The organism is Streptomyces sp. NPDC093252 (assembly GCF_040683675.1).
In the GTDB taxonomy this organism is placed as follows: Bacteria; Actinomycetota; Actinomycetes; order Streptomycetales; family Streptomycetaceae; genus Streptomyces.
This window is the reverse complement of record NZ_JBFBEM010000019.1, coordinates 112,912-135,659: the sequence shown is the minus strand read 5'-3', so window position 1 is coordinate 135,659 and position 22,748 is coordinate 112,912. Positions and strand designations below refer to the sequence as shown.

General features: G+C 74.0%; 23 protein-coding genes. 14 read left to right on the top strand and 9 right to left on the bottom strand.

The window, feature by feature from the left end; all coding sequences use genetic code 11:
- Positions 1–17 precede the first annotated feature (17 nt).
- Genes AB0O01_RS32745 through AB0O01_RS32735 form a run of 3 tightly spaced genes read right to left on the bottom strand, consistent with a single transcriptional unit; the run spans position 18 to position 3,552 of the window.
- Positions 18–755 (bottom strand): class I SAM-dependent methyltransferase, encoded by a 738-nt coding sequence (locus tag AB0O01_RS32745; RefSeq protein WP_365319160.1) that lies wholly within the window; start codon positions 753–755, stop codon positions 18–20.
- Positions 752–1,984: an NAD(P)/FAD-dependent oxidoreductase gene (locus tag AB0O01_RS32740; RefSeq protein WP_365319158.1), complete on the bottom strand. Its 1,233-nt coding sequence runs from the start codon at positions 1,982–1,984 to the stop codon at positions 752–754. The genes AB0O01_RS32745 and AB0O01_RS32740 overlap by 4 nt, the downstream gene beginning before the upstream one ends.
- Entirely contained in the window at positions 1,981–3,552 is a 1,572-nt protein-coding gene (locus tag AB0O01_RS32735) for an alpha/beta fold hydrolase (protein WP_365319157.1), read from the bottom strand. Before AB0O01_RS32735 ends, AB0O01_RS32740 begins: the two co-directional genes overlap by 4 nt.
- Positions 3,553–3,716: 164 nt before the next feature.
- Between AB0O01_RS32735 and AB0O01_RS32730 the strand changes: the two genes are divergently transcribed.
- The 3 genes from AB0O01_RS32730 to AB0O01_RS32720 are packed head-to-tail and all read left to right on the top strand — an operon-like array spanning position 3,717 to position 6,118.
- Complete coding sequence (locus AB0O01_RS32730) at positions 3,717–4,841, top strand: acyltransferase domain-containing protein (protein ID WP_365319155.1); 1,125 nt, start codon at positions 3,717–3,719, stop codon at positions 4,839–4,841.
- Entirely contained in the window at positions 4,838–5,803 is a 966-nt protein-coding gene (locus tag AB0O01_RS32725; protein WP_365319153.1) for an aromatase/cyclase, read from the top strand. Before AB0O01_RS32730 ends, AB0O01_RS32725 begins: the two co-directional genes overlap by 4 nt.
- Positions 5,804–5,860: 57 nt before the next feature.
- The gene (locus AB0O01_RS32720) at positions 5,861–6,118 is read left to right on the top strand and encodes an acyl carrier protein (protein ID WP_365319151.1); all 258 of its coding nucleotides are present in this window, start codon (positions 5,861–5,863) and stop codon (positions 6,116–6,118) included.
- A 272-nt stretch (positions 6,119–6,390) separates the two neighbouring features.
- Here AB0O01_RS32720 and AB0O01_RS32715 read toward each other — a convergent pair whose 3' ends face one another.
- Both AB0O01_RS32715 and AB0O01_RS32710 read right to left on the bottom strand, forming a co-directional pair.
- A complete protein-coding gene (locus tag AB0O01_RS32715) occupies positions 6,391–7,626 on the bottom strand; it encodes a beta-ketoacyl synthase N-terminal-like domain-containing protein (protein ID WP_365319149.1) in 1,236 nt (411 codons plus the stop codon).
- Positions 7,623–8,900, bottom strand: coding sequence for a beta-ketoacyl-[acyl-carrier-protein] synthase family protein (locus AB0O01_RS32710; protein ID WP_365319148.1), 1,278 nt, complete (start codon positions 8,898–8,900; stop codon positions 7,623–7,625). The genes AB0O01_RS32715 and AB0O01_RS32710 overlap by 4 nt, the downstream gene beginning before the upstream one ends.
- A gap of 257 nt (positions 8,901–9,157) precedes the next feature.
- Here AB0O01_RS32710 and AB0O01_RS32705 point away from each other — a divergent pair, with 257 nt between their 5' ends.
- The 5 genes from AB0O01_RS32705 to AB0O01_RS32685 all read left to right on the top strand — a co-directional run bounded on the left by AB0O01_RS32705 (position 9,158) and on the right by AB0O01_RS32685 (position 12,699).
- Entirely contained in the window at positions 9,158–9,628 is a 471-nt protein-coding gene (locus AB0O01_RS32705) for an SRPBCC family protein (RefSeq protein WP_365319147.1), read from the top strand.
- Positions 9,625–10,554 (top strand): MBL fold metallo-hydrolase, encoded by a 930-nt coding sequence (locus AB0O01_RS32700; protein ID WP_365319146.1) that lies wholly within the window; start codon positions 9,625–9,627, stop codon positions 10,552–10,554. Before AB0O01_RS32705 ends, AB0O01_RS32700 begins: the two co-directional genes overlap by 4 nt.
- 134 nt (positions 10,555–10,688) lie before the next feature.
- A complete protein-coding gene (locus AB0O01_RS32695; protein WP_365319144.1) occupies positions 10,689–11,492 on the top strand; it encodes an SDR family NAD(P)-dependent oxidoreductase in 804 nt (267 codons plus the stop codon).
- 17 nt (positions 11,493–11,509) lie between these two features.
- Positions 11,510–12,424: a HipA family kinase gene (locus AB0O01_RS32690; protein ID WP_365319143.1), complete on the top strand. Its 915-nt coding sequence runs from the start codon at positions 11,510–11,512 to the stop codon at positions 12,422–12,424.
- Positions 12,421–12,699, top strand: a complete 279-nt coding sequence (locus AB0O01_RS32685) for a SelT/SelW/SelH family protein (protein ID WP_365319142.1) — start codon at positions 12,421–12,423, stop codon at positions 12,697–12,699. The genes AB0O01_RS32690 and AB0O01_RS32685 overlap by 4 nt, the downstream gene beginning before the upstream one ends.
- Here the strand turns inward: AB0O01_RS32685 and aceB are convergent.
- Both aceB and AB0O01_RS32675 read right to left on the bottom strand, forming a co-directional pair.
- Entirely contained in the window at positions 12,696–14,321 is a 1,626-nt protein-coding gene (gene aceB, locus AB0O01_RS32680; protein ID WP_365319140.1) for a malate synthase A, read from the bottom strand. The two genes, AB0O01_RS32685 and aceB, sit on opposite strands and share 4 nt — an antisense overlap.
- A 279-nt stretch (positions 14,322–14,600) precedes the next feature.
- Complete coding sequence (locus AB0O01_RS32675; RefSeq protein ID WP_365319138.1) at positions 14,601–15,209, bottom strand: nucleotidyltransferase family protein; 609 nt, start codon at positions 15,207–15,209, stop codon at positions 14,601–14,603.
- Positions 15,210–15,441: 232 nt separating this feature from the next.
- On the opposite strand from AB0O01_RS32675, the gene AB0O01_RS32670 reads away from it, so the two are divergent.
- Entirely contained in the window at positions 15,442–15,756 is a 315-nt protein-coding gene (locus AB0O01_RS32670; RefSeq protein ID WP_365319136.1) for a DUF5955 family protein, read from the top strand.
- A gap of 101 nt (positions 15,757–15,857) precedes the next feature.
- Here AB0O01_RS32670 and AB0O01_RS32665 read toward each other — a convergent pair whose 3' ends face one another.
- The gene (locus tag AB0O01_RS32665; protein WP_365319134.1) at positions 15,858–16,652 is read right to left on the bottom strand and encodes an IclR family transcriptional regulator; all 795 of its coding nucleotides are present in this window, start codon (positions 16,650–16,652) and stop codon (positions 15,858–15,860) included.
- Between the two features lie 261 nt (positions 16,653–16,913).
- Here AB0O01_RS32665 and allB point away from each other — a divergent pair, with 261 nt between their 5' ends.
- The 3 genes from allB (at position 16,914) to AB0O01_RS32650 (ending at position 20,320) form a co-directional block, all read left to right on the top strand.
- A complete protein-coding gene (gene allB / locus AB0O01_RS32660) occupies positions 16,914–18,293 on the top strand; it encodes an allantoinase AllB (protein WP_365319132.1) in 1,380 nt (459 codons plus the stop codon).
- Between the two features lie 61 nt (positions 18,294–18,354).
- On the top strand, positions 18,355–19,491 hold the full coding sequence (gene alc / locus AB0O01_RS32655) for an allantoicase (protein ID WP_365319130.1): 1,137 nt from the start codon (positions 18,355–18,357) through the stop codon (positions 19,489–19,491).
- Positions 19,492–19,693: 202 nt separating this feature from the next.
- Positions 19,694–20,320 carry a dihydrofolate reductase family protein gene (locus AB0O01_RS32650; RefSeq protein WP_365319128.1) on the top strand — a complete coding sequence of 209 codons (627 nt, stop codon included), beginning with the start codon at positions 19,694–19,696 and terminating at the stop codon, positions 20,318–20,320.
- A 61-nt stretch (positions 20,321–20,381) separates the two neighbouring features.
- Here AB0O01_RS32650 and AB0O01_RS32645 read toward each other — a convergent pair whose 3' ends face one another.
- Positions 20,382–20,576, bottom strand: a complete 195-nt coding sequence (locus AB0O01_RS32645; protein ID WP_365319127.1) for a hypothetical protein — start codon at positions 20,574–20,576, stop codon at positions 20,382–20,384.
- 180 nt (positions 20,577–20,756) lie between these two features.
- On the opposite strand from AB0O01_RS32645, the gene AB0O01_RS32640 reads away from it, so the two are divergent.
- Positions 20,757–22,067, top strand: a complete 1,311-nt coding sequence (locus AB0O01_RS32640; protein WP_365319125.1) for a histidine kinase — start codon at positions 20,757–20,759, stop codon at positions 22,065–22,067.
- A 13-nt stretch (positions 22,068–22,080) separates the two neighbouring features.
- Positions 22,081–22,746, top strand: a complete 666-nt coding sequence (locus tag AB0O01_RS32635) for a response regulator transcription factor (protein ID WP_365319124.1) — start codon at positions 22,081–22,083, stop codon at positions 22,744–22,746.
- Positions 22,747–22,748: the final 2 nt, after the last annotated feature.

Here is a 22,748-nt window from a genome sequence, read left to right as displayed (position 1 = left end):
TTTCCCGTGCCCGCGGATCACTCCGCCGGGCCGTCCTTGCGGACCCCGACGAACAGCCCGCAGCGGAACGGCCCGCCCTCCACGTACTCCACCGAACAGCCCGCCCCCTCGAACGCCGCCCGGTACTGGTCCCGGGTGAACAGCGACATCCGGTGCACATCGGTGAAGTGCCGGATCCCCCGCCCCTTCAGCGCGTCGATGTAGTGCACCACGATCGGCACCTCGTCACCCTCCCGCACCGAGTACGACACCCGCACCGCGACCCGGTCCCCGGTGCGGACCACGTCGTGCGCGATGTACTCCGGCGTGAAAGCCTCCGGGAAGTACCAGGGCTCCAGCAGCAGCACACCCCCCGGCACCAGATGCCGGGCGGCGGACCGCACCGCCGCCCCCAGATTCGCCACCGAACCCACGTACCCGATCGAGCTGAACATGCAGATCACCGCGTCAAAGGTGCGGCCCAGCGCGAAATCGCGCATGTCGCCGTGGTGGACGGGCACCTCCGGCACCGCCTCCCGCGCCCTCGCGAGCATCGCCTCCGACAGCTCCAGCCCCTCCACCCGCGCGAACCGCTCCCGCAGCAGGCCGAGATGGGCGCCCGTCCCGCAGGCCAGGTCCAGCAGCGAGGACGCACCCGGACGGCGGGCCCGCACCTGCCGGACCACCTCCGCGCACTCACCCGCGTAGTCCTTGCCGCGCGCCCCGTACACCAGGTCGTAGATCTCCGCGAACTCCGCTCCGTACACCGCCGTCACCGCCCCGTCCGTACGCCGCGCCGCCCGCCTGCGGGCTCGCGGGTGTCCCAGTCGATGTGGTGGCCGAGCATCCACACCGGGGTGTTCTCCGGGCCCTTGGCCTCGATGCCGCGGAACGCCCGCCTTATGAAGAAGTCCCGCACCATCCGGCCCACCGGCCCCGCGAGATTGCCGTCCACATTGCGCTTGCCCTGCGCGACGATCCCCTCCACCCGCTCGCGCCGCGCCCGCTCGTACGTCACCAGCCCCGCGTCGACACCCGGCGCGTCCCGGAGGCACTTGGCGAGGATCACCGCGTCCTCCAGAGCCACCGAACCGCCCTGCCCGGCCGTCGGCGAGACCGCGTGCGCGGCGTCGCCGACCAGGACCATCCGGTCCCGGTGCCAGCGCGGCACCGTCGGCAGGTCGTAGTTGGCCGACGGCACCGAGATCTGCGTCGACGTCCGCACCACGTCCAGCGCCGGCATCCCGTCCCGGCGGAACAGCTCCACGATTTCCTCCCGCCAGTCGAGCCCCGGGCGGCGCAGCTCGGCGGCGTCCGGCTCGGCCGGGCGCGGCGGATTGGCGAACCACCACACATCACCGTCCGGATGCTGCGCCGACATGAAGAAGCTCCGCCGCCCGAAGTACATCCGCAGCACCCCCGGCGTCCCCTCCAGCGGGCGCCCCGGCGACACCCCGAACGCGTTCACCGTGCCCAGATAGCGGGGCCCCGGCGCGCCCGGGTCGATGACCGACCGCACCCGGGAGCGGATCCCGTCCGCGCCGACCAGCAGATCCCCGTCGGCGTACGTACCATCCTCGAACCGGGCCCGCACCCCGCCGCCCAGCCGCTCCGCGTCCGTCAGCCGCTTCCCGTACCGGATGGGGATCCCGCGCGCCGCCACCTCCTCGCGCAGCGTCCGGTACAGATCGGCCCGGCGCAGCGTCTGGATGATCGCGCCCCGCCCGGCCTGCGCCTCGGTGGAGATGTCCCGGGTCAGCCGCCGCCCGTCGGAGCGGTAGAACGCGATGGCCGGGGTGACGAAGCCCAGCGCCCGCACCGCCTTGTCCAGGCCCACGCACTCCAGCGCGTCCAGGCCGTTGGGCGCGATGTTCATGAAGTTGCCCGCGTGGTCGGCGGTGCAGTCGAACGCCTCGTGCACGACCGGGTCGAACCCGGCCTTCTGGAGGGCGATGGCGGCCACCGGGCCCGCGATCCCCCCGCCGACGACCAGAACGCGTGTCATACGAGCCTTCTCTCGGAGCCGGAATCGGAATCGGAGTCGGAATAGGGGCGGGAGCCGGAGCCGGAGCCGGAGCCGGAGCCGGAATCGGAGCCGGAGCGGGAATCGGGGCGGGAGGTGGAGCGGGAGCTGTCGTCGGCCGGGATCTGCGGCCGGGGGACCGTGCTCGGGCAGCGCGGATCGCTCGCGGGCAGCACACCGTCGATCAGATACGCCTCGACGACCGCGTCCACCCCGGGATTGCGGGCGAAGGCGTAGATCTCGTGCCCGCCGCAGTCCACGACCGTCACCAGTCGGTGGCCGAGCCGCTCGGCCAGCGCCGCACCGCCCGGATAGTGATCCACGGGATCGCCGTCCGCGTGCACCACCAGCCCCGCCGGATAGCCGTCCCGGACCAGCTCCACGGGCGGCTCCGGCGCGGTGAACGCACGGAACGCGCCCGGCAGCGGCTGCGCCCGGGTCACCCCGCAGCCGTACGGGTAGCGGTCGCGGAACAGGCGCACATCGGCGAAGTACGTCTCGATGTCGGAGGGCCAGTCCTTCTCCAGGATGACCGCGTCCAGGACCCCGCCGCGGACCTCGCCGGTCTCCTCCGGCGGCCACAGCCGCTCCCCGGCGAGCGCCTTCTCCGCCGCCGGACCGTCCGCCGCCCGCAACTCGCCCACCAGTAGCCCCAGTTGCTCCCAGCGGGAGCGGTCCGCGGCCCGCCAGCCGAGCGCCGAGTCCAGCAGCGTCCGCAGCCGCGCCCCGTCCGGCAGGGCGCCCACCCGGGCGGCGGTCTCCTCCACCGCCTCCAGGACCGCGGCCGGTGAGGTGCCCAGACCGAAGTGCCGGTCCCGGCCGGCCGTCCAGGCGGCCCACACCTCCACGTTCTCCCGGTGCGCGACGCCCTGCGCCATGCCCTGCTCGCGCCAGGTCCAGTCCGGGTGCACACAGGAGTCCAGCACACTGCGGTCCAGCCGCTCCGGGAACATCGTCCCGAACACCGCGCCCACATAGGTGCCGTAGGTGTAGCCGAGGTAGTTGACGGTGTCCTCGCCCAGCGCGGCGCGGACGACGTCCATGTCCCGGGCCACATTGCGGGTGCTGAAGTGCGCCCGCGCGGCACCGCCGCCGCGCTGATTGCCGTCCTCCCGCTCCCGCGCCTCCTCGGCGAGGTCCGCGAACACCGCGTCCGGCGGACGCGAGTCGACGGGCACCCGGCGCGGGGCGGTCAGGGCCAGCAGCGGGGTGGAGGCGCCGGTGCCGCGCGGGTCGAAGCCGATCAGGTCGTACACCTCGGCGAGCGGGGTGGCCGCCAGCGCGTCGGGGAAGCGCCGGCCCAGGCCGAAGTAGCCGCCGGGACCGCCGTTGACGGCCAGCAGCACACCCCGGCGGCGGGCCGGGTCGGTCGCCCGGCGCCGGCTCAGCGCGATCGTCAGCCGCCCGGCGGCGGGGTCGGCGTAATCCAGGGGCACCTCGACGGTGGCGTGCTCCAGCCCGTCCGCCGCCTCCGGCACGGCGGACCAGTCGGGGCGCTGCTCGTGGAACGCGGTCAGGGCAGGGGTCGGGGGCGGGTCGTCACGGGTCATACGGGCGACCCTGCCCGTCACGCCTCGAACAGGCGTGGAGCAGGACTCGACCCCCGCCCTCCGCAGCGCCGCTCCAACTGTCCTCCGGCGCGGCTCGACACCCCTGCCGCAGGCTGCGTTCCGGACCACCGACGCGACGCAGGAGAGAGAGGCGGCACCCGGCCATGACTGTGCCCACCCCGAAGGACGTGGCGCTGCTGCTGCCCGGCCAGGGCGCCCAGCACCCGCGGATGGCCGCGGGACTCTACGGCCACGAGGAGGCGTTCACCCACTGGATGGACGAGGCGTTCCGGCTGCTCGGCGCCGACGGCCCCCGGCTGCGCCGCGCCTGGCTCGCCGAACGCCCCTCGCCGGACCACGACGATGTCACCGTCGCCCAGCCGCTGCTGTACGCCGTCGGCCACGCCCTGGGCCGGATGCTGCTGGAGTGGGGGGTGCGGCCGGTCGCGCTGCTCGGGCACAGCGTCGGTGAGTTCGCCGCCGCCACCCTGGCCGGGGTGGTCGACCTCGCGGACGGCGTACGGATGATGCGCGAGCGGGTCGAGCTGTTCGCCCGGACCCCGCCCGGCGGGATGCTCGCCGTGTCCGCCGCGCCGGACGAGGTCGCCGATCTGCTGCGCGGGGGCGTGTACCTCGCCGCGGTCAACGCCTCCCGCCAGGTGCTGCTGGCGGGTGAGCGCGCCCCGCTCGCCGGGGCGGCCCGCGCCCTGCACGCCCGCGGCACGGTCTGCCGCGAGGTACCGGCCCGGCAGGCGTTCCACAGCCCCGTCGTGGAGGGCGCGGTCAAGGCGTCGCTGCCCGGCTGGCGCTCGGTCCGCCTCCACCCCCCGCGCCTGACCCTCTACTCCGCCTACACCGAGGCCGTCCTCACCCCGGACCAGGCCCTGGACCCGGAGTTCTGGGCGTCCCAGGCGTCCGGCACGGTCCGCTTCGCCCCCACCCTGACGGCCCTGCTGGCCGCCCACGACTGCCTCCTCGTCGAGACGGGCCCCGGCAACACCCTCACCATGCTGGCCCGCCGCCGCACCCCGGTCACCGAGGGCCGCAGCGCGGTCCTCCCCCTCCTCCCGGACCGCCACCGGGGCGACGGGGCGGACCGGGAGGCGGCGGCGAGGGCACACGCGGCCCTGCGGCCGTCGGCCCCGGCGTCCCCCGGCCCGGAGTCCCGCGCCCCGGCATCCCGCACCCCGGAGTCCCCCGGCCCGGCGTCCCCCGCCCCGGCATCCCGTGCCCCCGCGTCGCCGCCCGCCCCGTCCACCTCCCACCCGTCGCACAAGGAGCCGCAGTGACGCTCACCGAAGTCACCCATCGCATCGACGTGCCCTCGGACGCGGAGGCCGCCTACCGGATCGTCGCCGATGTCACCCTGTGGCCGCTGTACTTCCCGCCCACCGTCCGCGCGGAGCGCCTCTCCTTCGACGGCCGGGAGGAGCATCTGCGGATCTGGGCCCTCGCCGACGGCGAACTGCGCACCTGGCGGTCCCGGCGGGTGCTCGACCCCGAACGGCGCCGCGTCGCCTTCCACCAGAGCCACCCGAAGCCCCCGGTCGCCGAGATGGGCGGCGCCTGGCGCGTCGAGGAGCGGCCCGGCGGCGGCTGCACCGTCGTCCTCGACCACCACTACCGGGCCGTGGACGACGACCCCGCCCACCTCGCCCGGATCGAACGCGCCGTCGAGCACAACAGCACCGCCGAGCTGGAGAATCTGCGGCGCGCGGTGCTCCGCTCCGGCGAGGAGGCGGAACTGCTCCTGGAGTTCACCGACACCGAGACCGTCCACGGACCGCTCCCCGAGGTGTACGCCTTCCTCCACGACGCCGACCAGTGGCCCGCGCGGCTCGACCATGTCGCCGCCCTCGATCTGCGCGAGGACAGCGAGGGGTTGCAGGTCCTGCGGATGGACACCAAGGCGCCCGACGGCTCCGTGCACACCACCGTCTCCGGGCGGGTCTGCGAACGGGACCGGCGGATCGTCTACAAGCAGACCACCCTGCCCCCGGCCCTCCAGGCCCACAACGGGGAGTGGCTGTTCGAGGAGACCGCGCCCGGCGTGGTCCGGGTCACCGCCCGCCATCAGGTCCTGCTCAGCCCCGAGGGCATCGCCGCGCTCCCCGAGCCGCCAGCCTCGCTCGACGCCGCCCGTGCCGCCGTCCGCGGGGCGCTCGGCGGCAACAGCCGGGCGACGATGGCCCGCGCCCGCGCCTTCGTCGAGGCCGCCGGGGCCTCCCGGCCCGCCCCGCAGGCCCCCTGAACCCCCCGAACCCCCCGCCCTCCCACCACCACCGTCGAAGTTGAAAGGGACCCCCTCATGGCCGCACTGACTCTGGACGAACTGAAGGACTTCCTGCTGCGCGCGGCGGGCGAGGACGAGAGCCTCGACCTCACCGGCGACATCCTCGACACCCGCCTGGTCGACCTCGGCTTCGACTCGCTCGCCGTCATCGACACCCTCAACCGCCTCGAACGCCACTACGGCGTCAAGCTCCCCGAGGAGGCCACCACGGACGTGGAGACCCCGGCCGATCTGCTGTCCCTCGTCAACCACCAGGTCGCCGAGGCGGCCTAGCCCTCCGGGCATCACGGGGCATGACGGGGCCTGCCCCCTCAGGGCACCCCGGGGCGTGACGGGGTCTGCCCTCCAGGGCACCCCGGGGCGTGACGGGGTCTGCCCTCCAGGGCACCCCGGGACATGACGGAGGGGGCACGACGGCACACCACGCTGCCGTCGTGCCCCCTCCGTTCGTCCGCGCCCGCGCCCTTTCGTCCGCGTCCCGCGTCCCCGCGTCCGCTTCCGCGTCCCCGCTTCCGCGTCCCGGCGCCCGCTTCCGCGCCCGCGCCCTACGGCCGGGTCAGCACCAGTGCCGACGCGAAACCGCCGTGCCCGCGCGTCAGGACCAGCGCGCTGTCCACCCGCTCCGCGCGGGGCTCGGACCCGACGACCAGGTTGACCCGGGGATCGACGTCCTCGGGTCCGAGCCCCGGCACCGCCGGGATCAGACCGTCGCGCAGGGCCAGCAGCGCCGCCACCACATCCAGCGCCGACCCGCCCGACAGCAACCGCCCCACCAGCGCCTTCGGCGCGCTCACCGGCACCCGCCGGGCCCCGAACAGCTCCGCCAGCACCGCCGCCTCCGCCCGGTCCAGGGGCCCGCTGCCCACCGCGTCCGCGAACACCACCCCGATGTCGTCCGGGCCCAGCCCCGCGTCCCGCAGCGCCGTACGGGCCGCCCGCAGCAGCCCCCGCCCGGACCCGGCCGGGTCGGGATCGAACGCCGACCCGTGCCCCGCGATCACCCCGTACCGGTGCGGAGCGCCCCGCTCCAGCGCCCCCGCGCGGGACTCCACGATCAGCACCGCCCCGCCCTCGCCGGGCACATAGCCGGTCGACGCCCCGCAGAACGGCAGCCCCGCCCGCGCCGGATCATCGTCCCGGCACACCCCGTCCGCCGCCGACAGCACCGACACCCCGTACGGGCAGAGCATGCTGTCGAAGCCGCCCGCGGTCATCACCGGGGTGCCCGAGCGGACCCTGCGGCGCGCGTAGGACAGCGAGTCGACGCCGCCCGCCTGCTCGGAGACCACCACCCCGCCCGGCCCCCGCATCCCGTGCCGGATCGAGATCTGCCCGGTGTGCACGGCGTAGTACCAGGCGAACGACATATAGGGGCTGACCGACTCCCAGCCGGTGCCCCACTGGAGCTGGAGCTGCCGCTGACCGAACTCCAGCCCCCCGGTGACCCCGGTGACCGCCGTGCCCATCGCCTCGCCGGGCAGCTCGGCCGGGATGATCCCGGCGTCCGCGAGCGCCTCGTCGGAGGCGAGCAGCGCCAGCCGGGTCAGCCGGTCGGTCTGCGGATGCATCCGCTTGGGCACGGCCACCTCCGCCCCGGACGCCGGTACCTCGGCGGACAGCCGCACCGGATAGCCCGAGGCGTCGAACCGGCCGGTCGGCCGGACCGCCGAGATCCCCTTGAGGGTGGCCGCCCAGTACTGCTCGGCGCCGATACCGTTCGGCGCGGCGACCCCGATGCCGGTGATCACCGCGTCCCGGGTGAGGTCTCTCCTGTCCGTCATCGGTCCCGTCCCGCCGTCGTGAGCACCATCGCGCTCTGGAATCCGCCGAATCCGCTGCCGACCGTCAGCACCGCGTCCAGTCGCCGCTCGCGCGCGGTGTGCGGGACGTAGTCGAGGTCGCACTCGGGATCCGGCTCGTGCAGATTCGCCGTCGGCACCACCACGTCGTGCTTCAGGGACAGCGCGCACGCGGCGATCTCGATCGACCCGATCGCGCCCAGCGAGTGCCCCACGATCGCCTTGATACCGCTCATCGGCGTCCGGTAGGCGTGCTCGCCCAGACTCCGCTTGACCGCGGCCGTCTCGTGCCGGTCGTTCTGCTTGGTGCCCGAGCCGTGCGCGTTGACGTAGTCGATGTCGACCGGGTTCAGCCGGCCCTCGTCCAGCGCCGCGTCGATCGCCTCGGACATCTCCAGCCCGTCCGTCTTCAGCCCGGTCATGTGGTACGCGTTGCAGCGCGAGGCGTACCCGGCGACCTCCCCGTAGATGGTCGCCCCGCGCCGCCGGGCGTGCTCGTACTCCTCCAGGACCAGGACGCTCGCGCCCTCGCCCAGCACCAGCCCGTTGCGGGTGCGGTCGAAGGGGCGGCACGCGGTCTCCGGGTCGTCGTTGCGGGTCGAGGTCGCCTTGATGACGTCGAAGCAGGTGAGGGTGATGGGGGAGATCGGCGCGTCGGAAGCGCCCGTCACCATGACCTCGGCGGTGCCCTCCCGGATCAGCTCGGCGGCGTACCCCACCGCGTCGATACCGGAGGTGCAGCCGGTGGAGATCACCGACGCCGGGCCCAGCGCCCCGCTGAGCAGTGCCACCTCGGCGGCCAGCGAGGTCGGGACGAAGTAGTCGTACAGATGCGGACCGGCGTAGCGGGCGTCGACCAGCCAGGAGCGGCCCTCGGCGGACTGCACCGCGTACTCCTGCTCCATCGTGGTCGTGCCGCCGACCGCGCTGCCCATCGCCACCCCGGCCCGCTCGGCGAGTTCGCCGTCCAGGGTGAGGCCACTGTCGAGCAGGGCTTCGCGGGCCGAGGCCAGCGCGAGCTGCACCATCCGGTCGGTGCGGCGGATCTGCTGCCGGGTCAGTCCGTGGGCCAGCGGATCGAAGTCGCACTCAGCGGCAACCCGGCACCGATGACCGCTCGCGTCGAACCGGCTGATCGTCCGGGTCGCGGGGGTGCCGCTGACCAGGCGCCGCCAGAACGCGTCGGTCCCGATGCCTCCCGGTGCCGTCACGCCGATGCCGGTGATCACGGCCCTTCGTGGCGTGTCTCGGACCATGGGACCTCCTTCGGGAATCGTTGGACGCAGGGTGCGTCCGCCCTCTCGACTCGCGCTTCAGGCGCGTCGGAGCCGGGCACGCGGCGACCGCCGCGGGACCCCCCTTCGAGCCCCCCTTCGAGCCCTGCGTCGAGTCGCCCTCGACGGGAGGTCGAGCCGCTCCGAGCACCGTGTCTGTCTGCGCGGGCGCCGCGCAGCACCCGACACCACCTGACCCGGCGGGCCCGGACCCCGGGCCCGCGCGAAAGGACCCCTCGATGACCTCGCAGGCCATTCCCGACGTACGCAAGTCGGTCGTCGTCCCGGTGCCGCCCGCCGACGCCTTCCGGGCGTTCACCGAGCGGCTCGCCGACTGGTGGCCGCCGTCGCACGTCCTGCTCACCACCCCGCGCACCGGCCTCGCCATGGAGCCGCGCGCCGGGGGGCGTTACTACGAGTGGGACGCCGAGGGCCAGGAGGTCGACTGGGGGCGGGTGCTCACCTGGGAGCCGCCGCACCGGCTGCTGCTGACCTGGCGGGTGGACGGTTCCTTCCGGCCGCTCCCCGACGACGAGGGGGCCAGCGAGATCGAGGTCCTCTTCACCCCCGAGCCCGGCGGCGGCACCCGGGTGGAGCTGGCCCACATCCGCCTCGACCGGCTCGGCGCCGACGCGGAGCGCATCGTCAAGGCGCTGGACGGACCGAGCCCCGGCGAGACCCTCGCGCGGTTCGCCGAGGTCGCCCGATGACCGTCCCCGGCACCCGCGAGGTGGCCGCCCCGGGCACCCTCCTGGAGATCGCCGACGGCGTCCACGCCTACGAGCAGTTGCCCGGCGGCTGGTGCATGAACAACGCCGGGCTGATCGCGGACCGGGGCCGGGCCGTGCTGGTGGACACCGCGGCGACCCGCGCCCGTGCCCGGCGGCTGCGCGAGGCCGTGGAGCGGGTGGTGCCGGGCGGCCCGGACACCGTCGTCAACACCCACTTCCACGGCGACCATGTCTTCGGCAACGTCGAGTTCACCCCGGCGGCCACCGTCGTCGCCCATGACCAGACCCGCTCGGACATCGCGGAGGCGGGCCACGGGCTGTGCCAGTTGTGGCCCGGGGTCGACTGGGGGGACATCCCCCTCGTCCTCCCGGACGTCACCTTCCCGGACGAGATGACCCTGCGCGCCGGGGGCCTGACGGTCCGTCTGCTGCACGCCGGTCCCGCGCACACCCCCGGTGACGTGGTCGCCTGGGTCCCCGAGCGCAAGGTCCTCTTCGCCGGGGACGTGGTCTGGTCCGGGGTCACGCCCTTCGTGCTGATGGGGTCGGTCGAGGGCTCGCTCGCCGCCCTGGAGGTGCTGCGGGCCCTGGACCCCGAGGTGGTGGTGTCCGGGCACGGGCCCGTCGCCGGACCGGACGTGCTGGACGCCACCGCCGCCTATCTGGAGCGGCTGCGCGACCTCGCCCGGCACGGCCTGCGCACCGGCGCCACCCCCATGGCCACCGCCCGCGCCGCCGACCTCGGGCCGTTCGCGGGCCTGAAGGACCCGGAGCGGCTGGTCGCCAATCTGCACCGGGCCTACGCCGAGGCCGAGGGGCTCGCGCCGGGCGCCCGGATCGATGTGGCCACCGCCTTCCGCGAGATGGTCGCCTTCCACGGCGGCCTGCCCCCCTGCGCCGCCTGACCACCCCCGTACGCCACGCCCCCCTGCGCCGCCTGCCCCCCCGTACGCCACCCCCCGTACGCCACCCCCCCGTACGCCACCCCCCCCCGTACGCCACGCCCCCTCCGTACGCCACGACCACCCCCGGAGCCCCCATGCCCTCCTCGTCCGCATCACCCACCACCCCCCGCAGGACCGCGTTCATCACCGGCGCCAGCAGCGGCATCGGTCTCGCGGTCGCCCGTGCCCTCGCCGCCCAGGGCATCGCCGTCTACGGCTGCGCCCGGGACGCCAAGAACATCGCCGCCGTCGTGGAGGACCTGCGGGCCGAGGGCCACGAGGCGGACGGCACCTCCTGCGACGTCACCTCCGCCGCCGAGGTCTCGGCCGCCGTGTCCGCCGCCGTCGACCGCTTCGGCGCCATCGACATCCTGGTCAACAGCGCCGGCCGCAACGGCGGCGGCGAGACCGCCGACCTCGGCGACGACCTGTGGGAGGAGGTCCTCGCGACCAACCTCACCGGGGTCTTCCGGGTCACCCGCGAGGTGCTGCGCCACGGCGGGATGCGGGCGGCGGGCTGGGGCCGCATCATCAACATCGCCTCCACGGGCGGCAAGCAGGGCGTGATGTACGCGGCCCCCTACACCGCCTCCAAGCACGGCGTCGTCGGCTTCAGCAAGTCCGTCGGCTTCGAACTCGCCAAGACCGGCATCACCGTGAACGCCGTCTGCCCCGGCTATGTCGAGACCCCGATGGCCGTCCGGGTCCGCGAGGGCTACGCCCGGCACTGGGGCATCACCGAGCAGGACGTCCACGACCGCTTCACCGCCAAGATCCCCCTGGGCCGCTACTCCACCCCGGAGGAGGTGGCGGGCCTGGTCGGCTACCTGGTGACCGACACCGCCGCCTCGATCACGGGGCAGGCGCTGAACGTGTGCGGGGGGCTCGGCAACTACTGATCGCGTAGCCTGGACGGATGCTCAGAGAGGTCACCGCCACCCGCTACCTGGAGCCCCTGCACTCCGGCGGCTCCGTCCCCGGTGTGGTGGAGGCCGATGATCTCGGTACCTATGTCCTGAAATTCACCGGCTCCGCCCAGGGCCGCAAGGCGCTGGTCGCCGAGGTGATCGTCGGGGAGCTGGCGCGGGCGCTCGGGCTGCGCTTCCCGGAACTGGTGCTGGCGCACTTCGACCCGGAGATCGCCGACGGCGAACCGCACGCGGAGGTGCGGGCGCTGCACCGGGCCAGCGCGGGGCTCAATCTCGGCATGGACTATCTGCCGGGCGCCCGGGACTTCACCCCCGAGGCCGCGCGGACGTTCCGGGTCGACCCGGCCGAGGCGGGCCGGATCGTCTGGCTGGACGCCCTCACCGTCAATGTGGACCGGACGATCCACAGCTCCAACCTGATGATCTGGCCCACCCTGGGCACCGTCCCGCCCCGGCTGTGGCTGATCGACCACGGGGCGGCGCTGGTCTTCCACCACCGCTGGGACGCCACCGACCCGGCCAAGCGCTACGACTTCCGTCATCACGCCCTCGGGCACTACGGCCCCGATGTCACGGCCGCCGACGCGGAGCTGGCGCCGAAGGTGACGGAGGAGTTGCTGAGCGCGGTCGCCGCCGAGGTGCCGGACGCCTGGCTGGCGGACGAGCCGGGGTTCGCGACCCCGGACGCGGCCCGCGCGGCGTACGTGGCGTTTCTGCTGGCCCGGGTGCGGTCCTCCGCCGCCTGGCTGCCCACCGGCTTTCCGACGCCCGAGGAGATCGCCGCCGAGGAGGAGCAGCGGGCCGCGAGGACCCGGCAGGGCCGCCCGGCCTGGCTTCGGCAGGTCCCCGACCTGCACGGCAGACCGCAGGTCGAACAGGATGGGTCGGTGCATTCGGGATGAGCCGGGTTCAGATCGAGTACTGCACCCAGTGCCGCTGGCTGCCGCGCGCGGCCTGGCTGGCGCAGGAACTCCTCACCACCTTCGAGGCCGAGCTGACCGAACTGGCCCTCAAGCCCGGCACCGGCGGGGTGTTCCTGGTCCGGGTGGACGGCGAGGTGGTCTGGGACCGCCGTGAGCAGGGTTTCCCGGAGCCCACGGCGGTCAAGCGGCTGGTCCGCGACCGGGTGGCCCCGGGACGCACCCTGGGCCACTCCGACCGGACCGGACCGGGCTAACCCTTGAGCTGCTCGTATGCCGGGAGGGTCAGGAAGTCGGCGTAGTCGGCGTCCAGGGAGACCGCGAGCAGCAGATCGTGCGCCTGCTGCCAGTGTCCGGCGGTGAACGCCTCCTCGCCCAGCTCCGCCCGGAGGTCCGCCAGATCCTCGGCGGCGACCTTGCGGGCCAGTTCGGCGGTGACCGGCTCCCCGTTGTCCAGGACGACCCCCGCGTTGATCCACTGCCAGATCTGGGAGCGGGAGATCTCGGCGGTGGCCGCGTCCTCCATCAGGTTGAAGATGGCGACGGCGCCGAGTCCGCGCAGCCATGCCTCGATGTACCGGATGCCCACCTGCACCGCGTTGACCAGGCCCGCGTAGGTCGGCCTGGCCTCCAGGGAGTCGACGGCGATCAGCTCGGCCGCCGTGACCTGGACGTCCTCGCGCAGCCGGTCCTTCTGGTTCGGCCGGTCGCCGAGCACCTTGTCGAAGGACTCCATGGCGATCGGCACCAGGTCGGGGTGGGCGACCCAGGAGCCGTCGAAGCCGTCACCGGCCTCCCGGTCCTTGTCGGCGCGGACCTTCTCGAAGGCCACCTTGTTGACCTCGGGGTCCCGGCGGGACGGGATGAACGCCGCCATTCCGCCGATCGCGTGCGCCCCGCGCTTGTGGCAGGTGCGGACCAGGAGTTCGGTGTACGCCCGCATGAACGGGGCGGTCATCGTCACCGCGTTGCGGTCCGGCAGGACGAACCTGGCGCCGCCGTCGCGGAAGTTCTTGACGATGGAGAAGAGGTAGTCCCAGCGGCCGGCGTTCAGCCCGGAGGCGTGGTCGCGCAGCTCGTAGAGGATCTCCTCCATCTCGTAGGCGGCGGTGATGGTCTCGATGAGGACGGTGGCGCGGACCGTGCCCTGCGGGATGCCGACGTAGTCCTGCGCGAAGACGAACACCTCGTTCCAGAGCCGGGCCTCCAGGTGCGACTCGGTCTTCGGGAGGTAGAAGTACGGGCCCTTGCCGAGGTCGATGAGGCGCTGCGCGTTGTGGAAGAAGTACAGCCCGAAGTCCACCAGCGCGCCGGGCACGGGGGTGCCGTCGGCGTCGACGAGGTGGCGCTCGTTCAGATGCCAGCCGCGCGGACGCATCACGACGGTGGCGAGGTCCTCGTCCGCCTTCAGGGCGTACGACTTGCCGGAGGCGGCGTCGGTGAAGTCGATCTTCCGGGTGTAGGCGTCGCGCATGTTGACCTGGCCCAGGATCACGTTCTCCCAGGTGGGCGCGGAGGCGTCCTCGAAGTCGGCGAGCCAGATCCGGGCGCCGGAGTTCAGGGCGTTGATGGTCATCTTGCGGTCGGTGGGGCCGGTGATCTCCACCCGGCGGTCGTTCAGCGCGGCGGGGGAGGGGGCGACGCGCCAGGTGTCGTCGGCGCGGATCGCGGCGGTCCCGGGCAGGAAGTCGAGGGTCGAGGTGCGGGCGATCTCGGCGCGGCGCTCGGCCCGGCGGGCGAGGAGTCCGTCACGCCGGGGCGTGAACCGGCGGTGCAGCTCGGCCACGAAGGCGAGCGCCGCGTCGGTGAGGACCTCCTCCTGCCGGGGCAGGGGCTCGGCGTCGACGATGGCCAGCGGAGACGGCGCTGGTGCGGACATGAGCTGTCACTTCCTTCAGCGAGCTACTTCGACGAGCTACTTCGGCGAGCTACTTCAGCGAGTTACTTCAGCGAGTTACTTCGGTGAACCCTGCGCATCACCGCCACAGGCATGCGTGGCACCGCGTGCCCAGGCAGACAAAAGGGGCGGCACCCGCCCGGGAGGGACGGGCGACCCTTCTGAACAGTGGATAGTAGTTTCCTCATGGTGGAAGTTCAACGGTCTGTCGATATCGAGAATCATGGATTCGAGCCAAAGTGGCGCAGGGTGCCATCCCCCTCACTCAAGGTGGCCGAGATCGTCCTCGGTGTCGATGTCGTAGGCACGCGCCACGTCCCCGCACTCGACGAGCGCGATCTGCGCCTCGTGCGCCCTCAGATACGCCCGTGCCCCCTGGTCCCCGCTCGCGCTCCGGGCGATCCCCGCCCAGTGCGCCGCCCCGAACAGCACCGGATGCCCACGTACGCCGTCGTAGGCGGCCGAGACGAGGGAGCGCCCGCCCGTGTACGCCCCCAGCACCCGGCGGACCGCCTCCGCGCCGATCCCGGGCTGGTCCACCAGCAGCACCAGCGCCGCCCCGGCCCCCGTCCCCGCCAGCGAGGCCAGCCCCGCACGCAGCGAGGACCCCATGCCCCGCGCCCAGTCCGGATTGTCCACGAGCACGCACCCGTCCAGCGTCGCCCGCTCCCGCACCTGCGCCCCACCGGCCCCCAGCACCACATGCACCCGCTCACATCCGGCCGTCCGCAGCACCTGCGCGGCGTGCTCCACCAGCGGCCGTCCCCGGTGCGTCAGCAGCGCCTTGGGCCGCCCGCCGAGCCGCCGCCCCCCGCCCGCCGCGAGCAGCACCCCGGCGACCGGGCCTGCGCCCTCTTCCCGTTCCGTCATGGCTCTTGCTTACCCCACCCGTGCGCCCGGGGGCGCACGCGGCGGAGTCAACCGCGCGTTCCCCGGAGCGCCGGGGGCGCGCACGGCGGACTGAATTTCGGCCCGCGTGGTGGCGCGCGCCGCTCGGGGTGGCGTTTACTGACCCGCGTCCGCAGGTGCCGACCACCTCCGGCGGGCGACAGGGCGGGAACACGCAGGGACAGCGCACGGGCGCGTGCGCAGGGGGAGAACTGTGTTCAACAGCTTGGGGCAGAAGCCCGTGACGGACAGTGGTGACGATCCGAGGGCGAGGGAGCTACGGACCGCGGTGTCCCGGCTGCGCCGCGAACTCGCCGCGCATCCCGCCGACTTCCCGGACCGCACCATCGCCGAGGACGAACTCGCGGCCCTGGCCGCCATGGTCACCCACGGCCCACCGGAGCCCGCGCGCCTGCGCCGCTCCCTCCTCCTCATCGCAGCGGCCATCGGCTCGGTCAGCGCCCTGTCGAGGGGCTTGGGAGAGGTGAGGAGAGCGGTGGAACTGTTCGGCGCAACGCCGAGGACTTAAGGGGTTTCAGGGGCGCTGGGGGTACCCCCTCTGGGGGAGGAACTGCGCGGGAAGCGACCACGAACCCGCACCCGCCGCCCCCCGCCGAACCCCACCCCCCGTCAGGCGCCCGAACTGGCCAGTGCCTCCGACAACTCCAGGGCAACCCCCTGAAGCACCGGCACAATCCGCTCGGTCGCCTCCTCCGTCACCCGCCCCGCGGGCCCGGAGATGGAGATCGCCGCCGCCGTGGGCGAATCCGGCACCGGCACCGCGAGGCACCGCACCCCGATCTCCTGCTCGTTGTCGTCCACCGCGTACCCCACCCGCCGTACGTCCTCCAGCGCCGCGAGGAACCCGTCCGCCGTGGTGATCGTCTTCTCCGTCGCGGCCGGCATCCCGGTCCGGGCCAGCAGCGCCCGCACCTCCTCCGGCGGGAACCCGGCGAGCAGCGCCTTGCCGACCCCGGTGGAGTGCGGCAGCACCCGCCGCCCCACCTCGGTGAACATCCGCATGGAGTGCTTGGACGGCACCTGCGCCACGTACACGATCTCATCGCCGTCGAGCAGGGCCATGTTCGCGGTCTCGCCGGTCTCCTCGACCAGCCGGGCGAGGTAGGGGCGGGCCCAGGTGCCCAGCAGCCGGGACGCCGACTCACCCAGGCGGATCAGCCGGGGCCCGAGCGCATAGCGCCGGTTGGGCTGCTGGCGTACGTACCCGCAGGCGACCAGGGTGCGCATCAGACGGTGGATGGTGGGCAGCGGCAGGCCGCTGCTCGCGGAGAGTTCGCTGAGGCCGACCTCGCCGCCCGCGTCCGCCATCCGCTCCAGCAGGTCGAAGGCGCGCTCAAGGGACTGGACGCCACCGCTGGGCCGGGAGGGGGCGGAGTCGGTGGTGCTGGCGCTCGACGTCGGCACGGCGCGTTCCTTTCGGGGCGGGCAGGAAGGGCAGAAGCCTACCCGGCGGCCGGTCGGCTGCCCGCCGGTGCGGAGCCGGGTTCCCCCGGGCTCTCTCTGGGTTCTATTGATCGGAAGCGTAATTCCGCCTTGCGGAAACGTCCAGATGCGCGGGTCGGGTGCACTGTGGGAGAAGGGTGCCTCTTGACGGGGCCCGGACGGGAGTGAAGACTCCAGCGGCAGAATCGACTTCAACAAAACGTTGAATGGAGAGGGGGGCGTGTGTCCGACGACGACAGTGCAGACGACGACAGCGCGCGGGTGGCCGCGCGGGTGGCCGATCTGGTGCTGCGCTCGACCCGGGTCGTCACCCCCGAGGGGACCCGCCCGGCGTCCGTCACCGTCACCGACGGCACCATCACCGCCGTCCTGCCCCATGACGCCGAGGCAGGCGGGCGCCTGGTGGACCTCGGCGCGCAGGTGCTGCTGCCGGGGCTGGTGGACACCCATGTGCATGTGAACGACCCCGGCCGCACCGAGTGGGAGGGCTTCTGGACCGCGACCCGCGCGGCGGCGGCCGGTGGCGTCACCACCCTGATCGACATGCCGCTCAACTCCCTCCCGCCCACCACCACCGCCGGGAACCTCCGCGTCAAGCAGGCGGTCGCCGCCGACAAGGCCCATGTAGACGTCGGCTTCTGGGGCGGCGCCCTGCCCGGCAACACCGCGGACCTGCACCCGCTGCACGACGCCGGGGTGTTCGGCTTCAAGGCGTTCCTGTCCCCGTCGGGCGTGGACGAGTTCCCGCACCTCGACCGCGCCGGGCTGGACCGGGCGCTGACCGAGATCGCCGGGTTCGGCGGGCTGCTCATCGTGCACGCCGAGGACCCGCACCGGCTGGCCGGGGCCCCGCAGCACGGCGGCCCCCGGTACGCCGACTTCCTCGCCAGCCGCCCCCGCGCCGCCGAGGACACCGCCATAGCCGCGCTGCTCGCCGCCGCGAAGCGGCTGGACGCCCGGGTGCACATCCTGCACCTGTCCTCCTCCGACGCCCTCCCGCTGATCGCGGCGGCCCGCGCCGAGGGCGTCCGGGTGACCGTCGAGACCTGCCCGCACTATCTGACCCTCACGGCGGAGGAAGTGCCGGACGGGGCCAGCGAGTTCAAGTGCTGCCCGCCCATCCGGGAGGCCGCCAACCAGGACCTGCTGTGGGCGGCGCTCGCCGACGGCACCATCGACTGCGTGGTCACCGACCACTCCCCGTCCACCGCCGACCTCAAGACCGCCGACTTCGCCACCGCCTGGGGCGGTATCTCCGGCCTCCAGCTCTCCCTGCCCGCGGTCTGGACGGCCGCCCGCGCCCGGGGCCACGACCTCACGGACGTGGCCCGCTGGATGTCCGCCCGCACCGCCGCCCTGGCCGGACTGGACCACCGCAAGGGCGCCATCGCCCCCGGCCGCGACGCCGACTTCGCGGTCCTCGCCCCCGACGAGACGTTCACCGTCGACCCGGCGGCCCTCCAGCACCGCAACCGGGTCACCGCCTACGCGGGCCGCACCCTGACCGGCGTCGTGCGGTCCACCTGGCTGCGCGGCGAACGGATCTACGCGGACGGCGAGTTCACCCCGCCCCGGGGACACCTCCTCACCCGCCCCGCGTGAGCGCCCCCGACCGGCACCCCCCCACCCCCGTCCCCGTCCCCGAAAGGAAGAAGAGATCACCGTGACGGCGATTCCGAGTTTCACCGGCGACGCGCAGCCCTACGGAGGCGGTGACCCGTACGCGGACCACCGCACCGCCGACTTCCCCTTCACCCGCCACGCCGATCTCGCCGACCGCCGGCTCGGTGCCTCGGTCGTCGCCGCCAACGACGAGTTCTTCGCCCAGCGGGAGAATCTGCTGCTGCCCGGCCGGGCCGTCTTCGACCCCGAGCACTTCGGGCACAAGGGCAAGGTCATGGACGGCTGGGAGACCCGGCGCCGCCGCGGTGCCTCCGCCGGGCACCCCTGGCCCGCCGACGGGGACCACGACTGGGCGCTGATCCGGCTCGGCGCCCCCGGCGTCGTCCACGGGATCGTCGTCGACACCGCCCACTTCCGCGGCAACTACCCCCAGTCCGTGTCCGTCGAGGGCACCGCCGCCGACGGCTCGCCCGCCCCGGAGGACCTCCTCGCCGACGGCGTTGAGTGGACCACCCTGGTGCCGCGCACCCCGGTCGGCGGCCACGCGGCGAACGGCTTCGCGGTGTCGGCGGAGCGGCGCTTCACCCACCTTCGGGTCAGCCAGTACCCCGACGGCGGGATAGCCCGGCTCCGGGTCCACGGCGAGGTCGCCCCGGACCCGGAGTGGCTCGCGGCACTCTCCGTCTTCGACGTGGTGGCCCTGGAGAACGGGGGGCGCGTCGAGGACGCCTCCGACCTCTTCTACTCACCCGCCGCCCACACCATCCAGCCCGGCCGCTCCCGCAAGATGGACGACGGCTGGGAGACCCGCCGCCGCCGCGACCGGGGCAACGACTGGATCGGCTACCGGCTCACCGCCGAGTCCGAGATCCGCGCGATCGGCATCGACACGGCCTACCTCAAGGGCAACAGCGCGGGCTGGGCCTCGGTCTCCGTCCGCAACGAGGCGGACGGCGGGGGCGGCGACGCGGGGGAGTGGCGGGAGATCCTGCCGCGCACCCGCCTCCAGCCCGACACCGCCCACCGCTTCCCGCTCCCGGCCCCGTCCCCGGCGGCCACCCACGCCCGTATCGACATCTACCCCGACGGCGGCATCTCCCGCCTCCACCTGCACGGCACCCCGACCGCCCGCGGCCTCGCCGCCCTGCGCACCCGCCACCGGGAACTCGGCGGCTAGCACGCCCCCCGGATCCCGGCGCGCGATGCGGTCGGCGCGGGCGTTGAATGGAGGGTGCCCGGGACCGGCGATGAGTTCGGGCGGTCGCGGGGGTCTGCCCTGACAGCGCGCACCGAGACAGGCGCGCTCGCACAACGCACCGAGACAAGCGCGCCGAGACAGTGCACCAGGCGCACCGACCGCACCCCGAGAGGCGGCCCCCATGTCCAAGCTCGTCCTCACCGCGTTCGTCAGCCTCGACGGCGTCCACCAGGGCCCCGGATCGCCGCACGAGGACACCCGCGACCACTTCACCCAGGGCGGCTGGACCGTCCCCTACGCCGACGAGGACTTCAGTGTCTTCGTCGCCGACGCCTTCGGCCGGGTGGGCGCCTTCCTCCTGGGCCGCCGCACCTACGACATCTTCGCCGACTACTGGCCCCGGGTGACCGACCCCCGCAACCCGGTCGCCGCGCCCCTGAACGCGCTGCCGAAGTACGTCGCCTCCACCACCCTCACCGATCCCGCGTGGGCGCACACCACCGTCCTCGGCCCGGCCCTCGCCAAGGAGGTCCAGGAGGTGAAGGACCGCACCGACGGCGAGGTCCAGGTGCACGGCAGCGCGGTGCTGGCGCGCTCGCTGCTCGCCGAGGACCTGGTGGACACCCTCCATCTGCTGACCTTCCCGGTGGTGCTCGGCGCCGGGCGGCGGCTCTTCGGCGAGGGCGGACTGCCGACCGCGTTCCGGCACGGCGGCGGGCGGATCACCTCCAAGGGCGTCTCCATCCAGACGTACGAGCGCGTCGGCCGCCCCCTCTACGGAGAGTTCACCCTGCCGGACGAGGCGTGACGACCGGTCGACCCGATCGACCCAATTGACCAGGCCGTCCAGGTCGCCATGTTCCGCCCGGTCAGCGTCCCCGCCGGCTCTCCGCCGCCGCGAAGAGGGCGAACGCCAGCACGATCAGCACGACGCTGGCGAAGACCTCGTAGTCGGCGAGGAAGCGGTGCACCAGCCCCCCGCCCCAGCCGGTGAACCGCCGCACCAGCCCCAGCACACCCTGCGCCAGGACGAAGAACCCGAGAATCTCCAGCAACCGCTTCATGCCCCCGACCCTCCCGCGCCCGGCACCGGGCGGGCATCGGCCGCCGGGCGCGGACCGGGGCGCCGGAAGTCCCGCCCCCGCCGCGCGCGCCGCGCCGAAAGTATCGGTCACCGCGACTTTGGTCGGAGATCACCCGCGCGACACGGTGCCGGGGCACGGGACTGCGTAGATTTGTCGACCGTGAGAGGTCAGGTCCAGCACGCGGCACAGCCGCCGTCCGGGTATTCGTTCGCGCGCCGCCGATGGCTGCTGCCGTCCGCCGTCGTGCACGAGCTGGACCCGGACGCCCCCCGGTCGGTCCGGTCGGGGCGCCCGCGCCGGACCGCGCGCGACTGGATCGTGGACTTCTCCCTGTTCCTGCTGGCCGCGACCATCGGCCTGCTCGACGCCGACAGCATGAGCAGCTACGGCCTGTCGCCCGCGCTGGCCGCCCTGGACCAGCTTCTCGGCGCCCTGGCCTGCGCCGCGGTCTGGCTGCGCCGCCGCTGGCCGGTCGGCCTGGCCGTCGCGCTGCTGGCGGTCTGCTTCGTCTCCAGCACCTCGGGCGGCGCGTACCTGGTCGCGCTGTTCACCGTCGCCGTCCACCGCCCCTTCCGGTACGTGGCCTGGATCGGCGGGGTCAGCCTGCTCCAGGCCCCCGTCTTCTACTGGCTGCGCCCCGACCCCGAGATGCCCTACCTGGTGGTCATCGGCTTCTCGGTGCTGCTGCTGCTCGGGGTGATCGGCTGGGGCCGCCTCGCCCGCTCCAAGCGCGAGCTGATGCTCAGCCTGCGCGACCGCGCCCGGCACGCCGAGAGCGAGGCCCAACTGCGCGCCGACCGCGCCCAGCGCCTGGCCCGCGAGGCCATCGCCCGGGAGATGCACGACGTACTGGCCCACCGGCTCACCCTGCTCAGCGTGCACGCGGGCGCCCTGGAGTTCCGCCCCGACGCGCCCCGCCCGGAGATCGCCCGCGCGGCCGGGGTCATTCGCGAGAGCGCCCACGAGGCGCTCCAGGACCTCCGGGAGATCATCGGCGTCCTGCGCGCCGCGGACGCCGACGAGTCCGGCCGCCCCCAGCCGACGCTGGGCGCCCTGGACGCCCTGGTCGCCGAGTCCCGCGCGGCCGGTGCGAAGGTCCGGCTCGACCAGCGGGTCACCGACCCCGGCACGGTCCCCGCGTCCGTCGGCCGCACCGCCTACCGCATTGTCCAGGAGGGCCTGACCAACGCCCGCAAGCACGCCCCCGGCGCGGAGGTCGCGGTGACCGTCGGCGGCACCCCCGGCGAGGGCCTCGACGTCCGGGTCCGCAACCCCGCCCCCGACGGTGAGGTCCCCCCGGTCCCCGGTTCCGGCCAGGGCCTGATCGGCCTCACCGAACGCGCCACCCTGGCCGGCGGCCACCTCACCCACGGCCCGACCCCCGACGCGGGCTTCGAGATCCGCGCCTGGCTCCCCTGGCCCCCGGCGGCGGGACGCGGCGAGGGGGTGGGGGCGGGGGGTGAGGGGTGATTACGTAGGGGGCATGACTGCCATCCGACTGGTCCTCGTGGACGACGACCCCCTCGTCCGGGCGGGGCTGGCCCTCATGCTGGGCGGGGCCGAGGACATCGAGATCGTGGGTGAGGCGGCCGACGGGGCGGAGGTCGACGCGCTGGTGGAGCGGGTGCGGCCGGACGTCGTGCTGATGGACATCCGGATGCCGGCCGTGGACGGGCTCACCGCCACCGCCCAACTGCGCGGTCGCCGGGACGCCCCCCAGGTCGTGGTTCTCACCACCTTCCACGCCGACGAGCAGGTGCTGCGGGCGCTGCGCGCCGGGGCCGCCGGATTCGTGCTCAAGGACACCCCGCCCGCCGAGATCCTGGACGCGGTCCGCCGGGTCGCCGCCGGTGATCCCGTCCTCTCCCCGGCCGTCACCCGGCAGTTGATGGAACGCGCGGCGGGCACCCCGGGCGGTGACGACCGCCGCACCCGCGCGCGGGGCAGGATCGCCGCCCTCAACGACCGGGAGCGCGAGGTCGCCGTCGCCGTCGGCCGGGGGCTGTCCAACGCGGAGATCGCGGGGGAGCTGTACATGAGCGTCGCCACCGTCAAGACCCATGTCTCCCGGGTCCTCGCCAAGCTCGGCCTCAACAACCGCGTCCAGATCGCCCTGCTCGCCCACGACGCCGGACTCCTGGAGGAGTGACG

Bases quoted from the DNA above. Each gene is read 5' to 3' on its own strand.
- AB0O01_RS32710 (WP_365319148.1), bottom strand. From the start codon at position 8,900: ATGGTCCGAGACACGCCACGAAGGGCCGTGATCACCGGCATCGGCGTG.
- AB0O01_RS32675 (WP_365319138.1), bottom strand. From the start codon at position 15,209: ATGACGGAACGGGAAGAGGGCGCAGGCCCGGTCGCCGGGGTGCTGCTC.
- aceB (WP_365319140.1), bottom strand. From the start codon at position 14,321: ATGTCCGCACCAGCGCCGTCTCCGCTGGCCATCGTCGACGCCGAGCCC.
- AB0O01_RS32690 (WP_365319143.1), top strand. From the start codon at position 11,510: ATGCTCAGAGAGGTCACCGCCACCCGCTACCTGGAGCCCCTGCACTCC.
- AB0O01_RS32705 (WP_365319147.1), top strand. From the start codon at position 9,158: ATGACCTCGCAGGCCATTCCCGACGTACGCAAGTCGGTCGTCGTCCCG.
- AB0O01_RS32740 (WP_365319158.1), bottom strand. From the start codon at position 1,984: ATGACACGCGTTCTGGTCGTCGGCGGGGGGATCGCGGGCCCGGTGGCC.
- AB0O01_RS32685 (WP_365319142.1), top strand. From the start codon at position 12,421: ATGAGCCGGGTTCAGATCGAGTACTGCACCCAGTGCCGCTGGCTGCCG.
- AB0O01_RS32645 (WP_365319127.1), bottom strand. From the start codon at position 20,576: ATGAAGCGGTTGCTGGAGATTCTCGGGTTCTTCGTCCTGGCGCAGGGT.
- AB0O01_RS32720 (WP_365319151.1), top strand. From the start codon at position 5,861: ATGGCCGCACTGACTCTGGACGAACTGAAGGACTTCCTGCTGCGCGCG.
- AB0O01_RS32695 (WP_365319144.1), top strand. From the start codon at position 10,689: ATGCCCTCCTCGTCCGCATCACCCACCACCCCCCGCAGGACCGCGTTC.
- AB0O01_RS32635 (WP_365319124.1), top strand. From the start codon at position 22,081: ATGACTGCCATCCGACTGGTCCTCGTGGACGACGACCCCCTCGTCCGG.
- AB0O01_RS32700 (WP_365319146.1), top strand. From the start codon at position 9,625: ATGACCGTCCCCGGCACCCGCGAGGTGGCCGCCCCGGGCACCCTCCTG.
- AB0O01_RS32730 (WP_365319155.1), top strand. From the start codon at position 3,717: ATGACTGTGCCCACCCCGAAGGACGTGGCGCTGCTGCTGCCCGGCCAG.
- AB0O01_RS32715 (WP_365319149.1), bottom strand. From the start codon at position 7,626: ATGACGGACAGGAGAGACCTCACCCGGGACGCGGTGATCACCGGCATC.
- AB0O01_RS32735 (WP_365319157.1), bottom strand. From the start codon at position 3,552: ATGACCCGTGACGACCCGCCCCCGACCCCTGCCCTGACCGCGTTCCAC.
- AB0O01_RS32650 (WP_365319128.1), top strand. From the start codon at position 19,694: ATGTCCAAGCTCGTCCTCACCGCGTTCGTCAGCCTCGACGGCGTCCAC.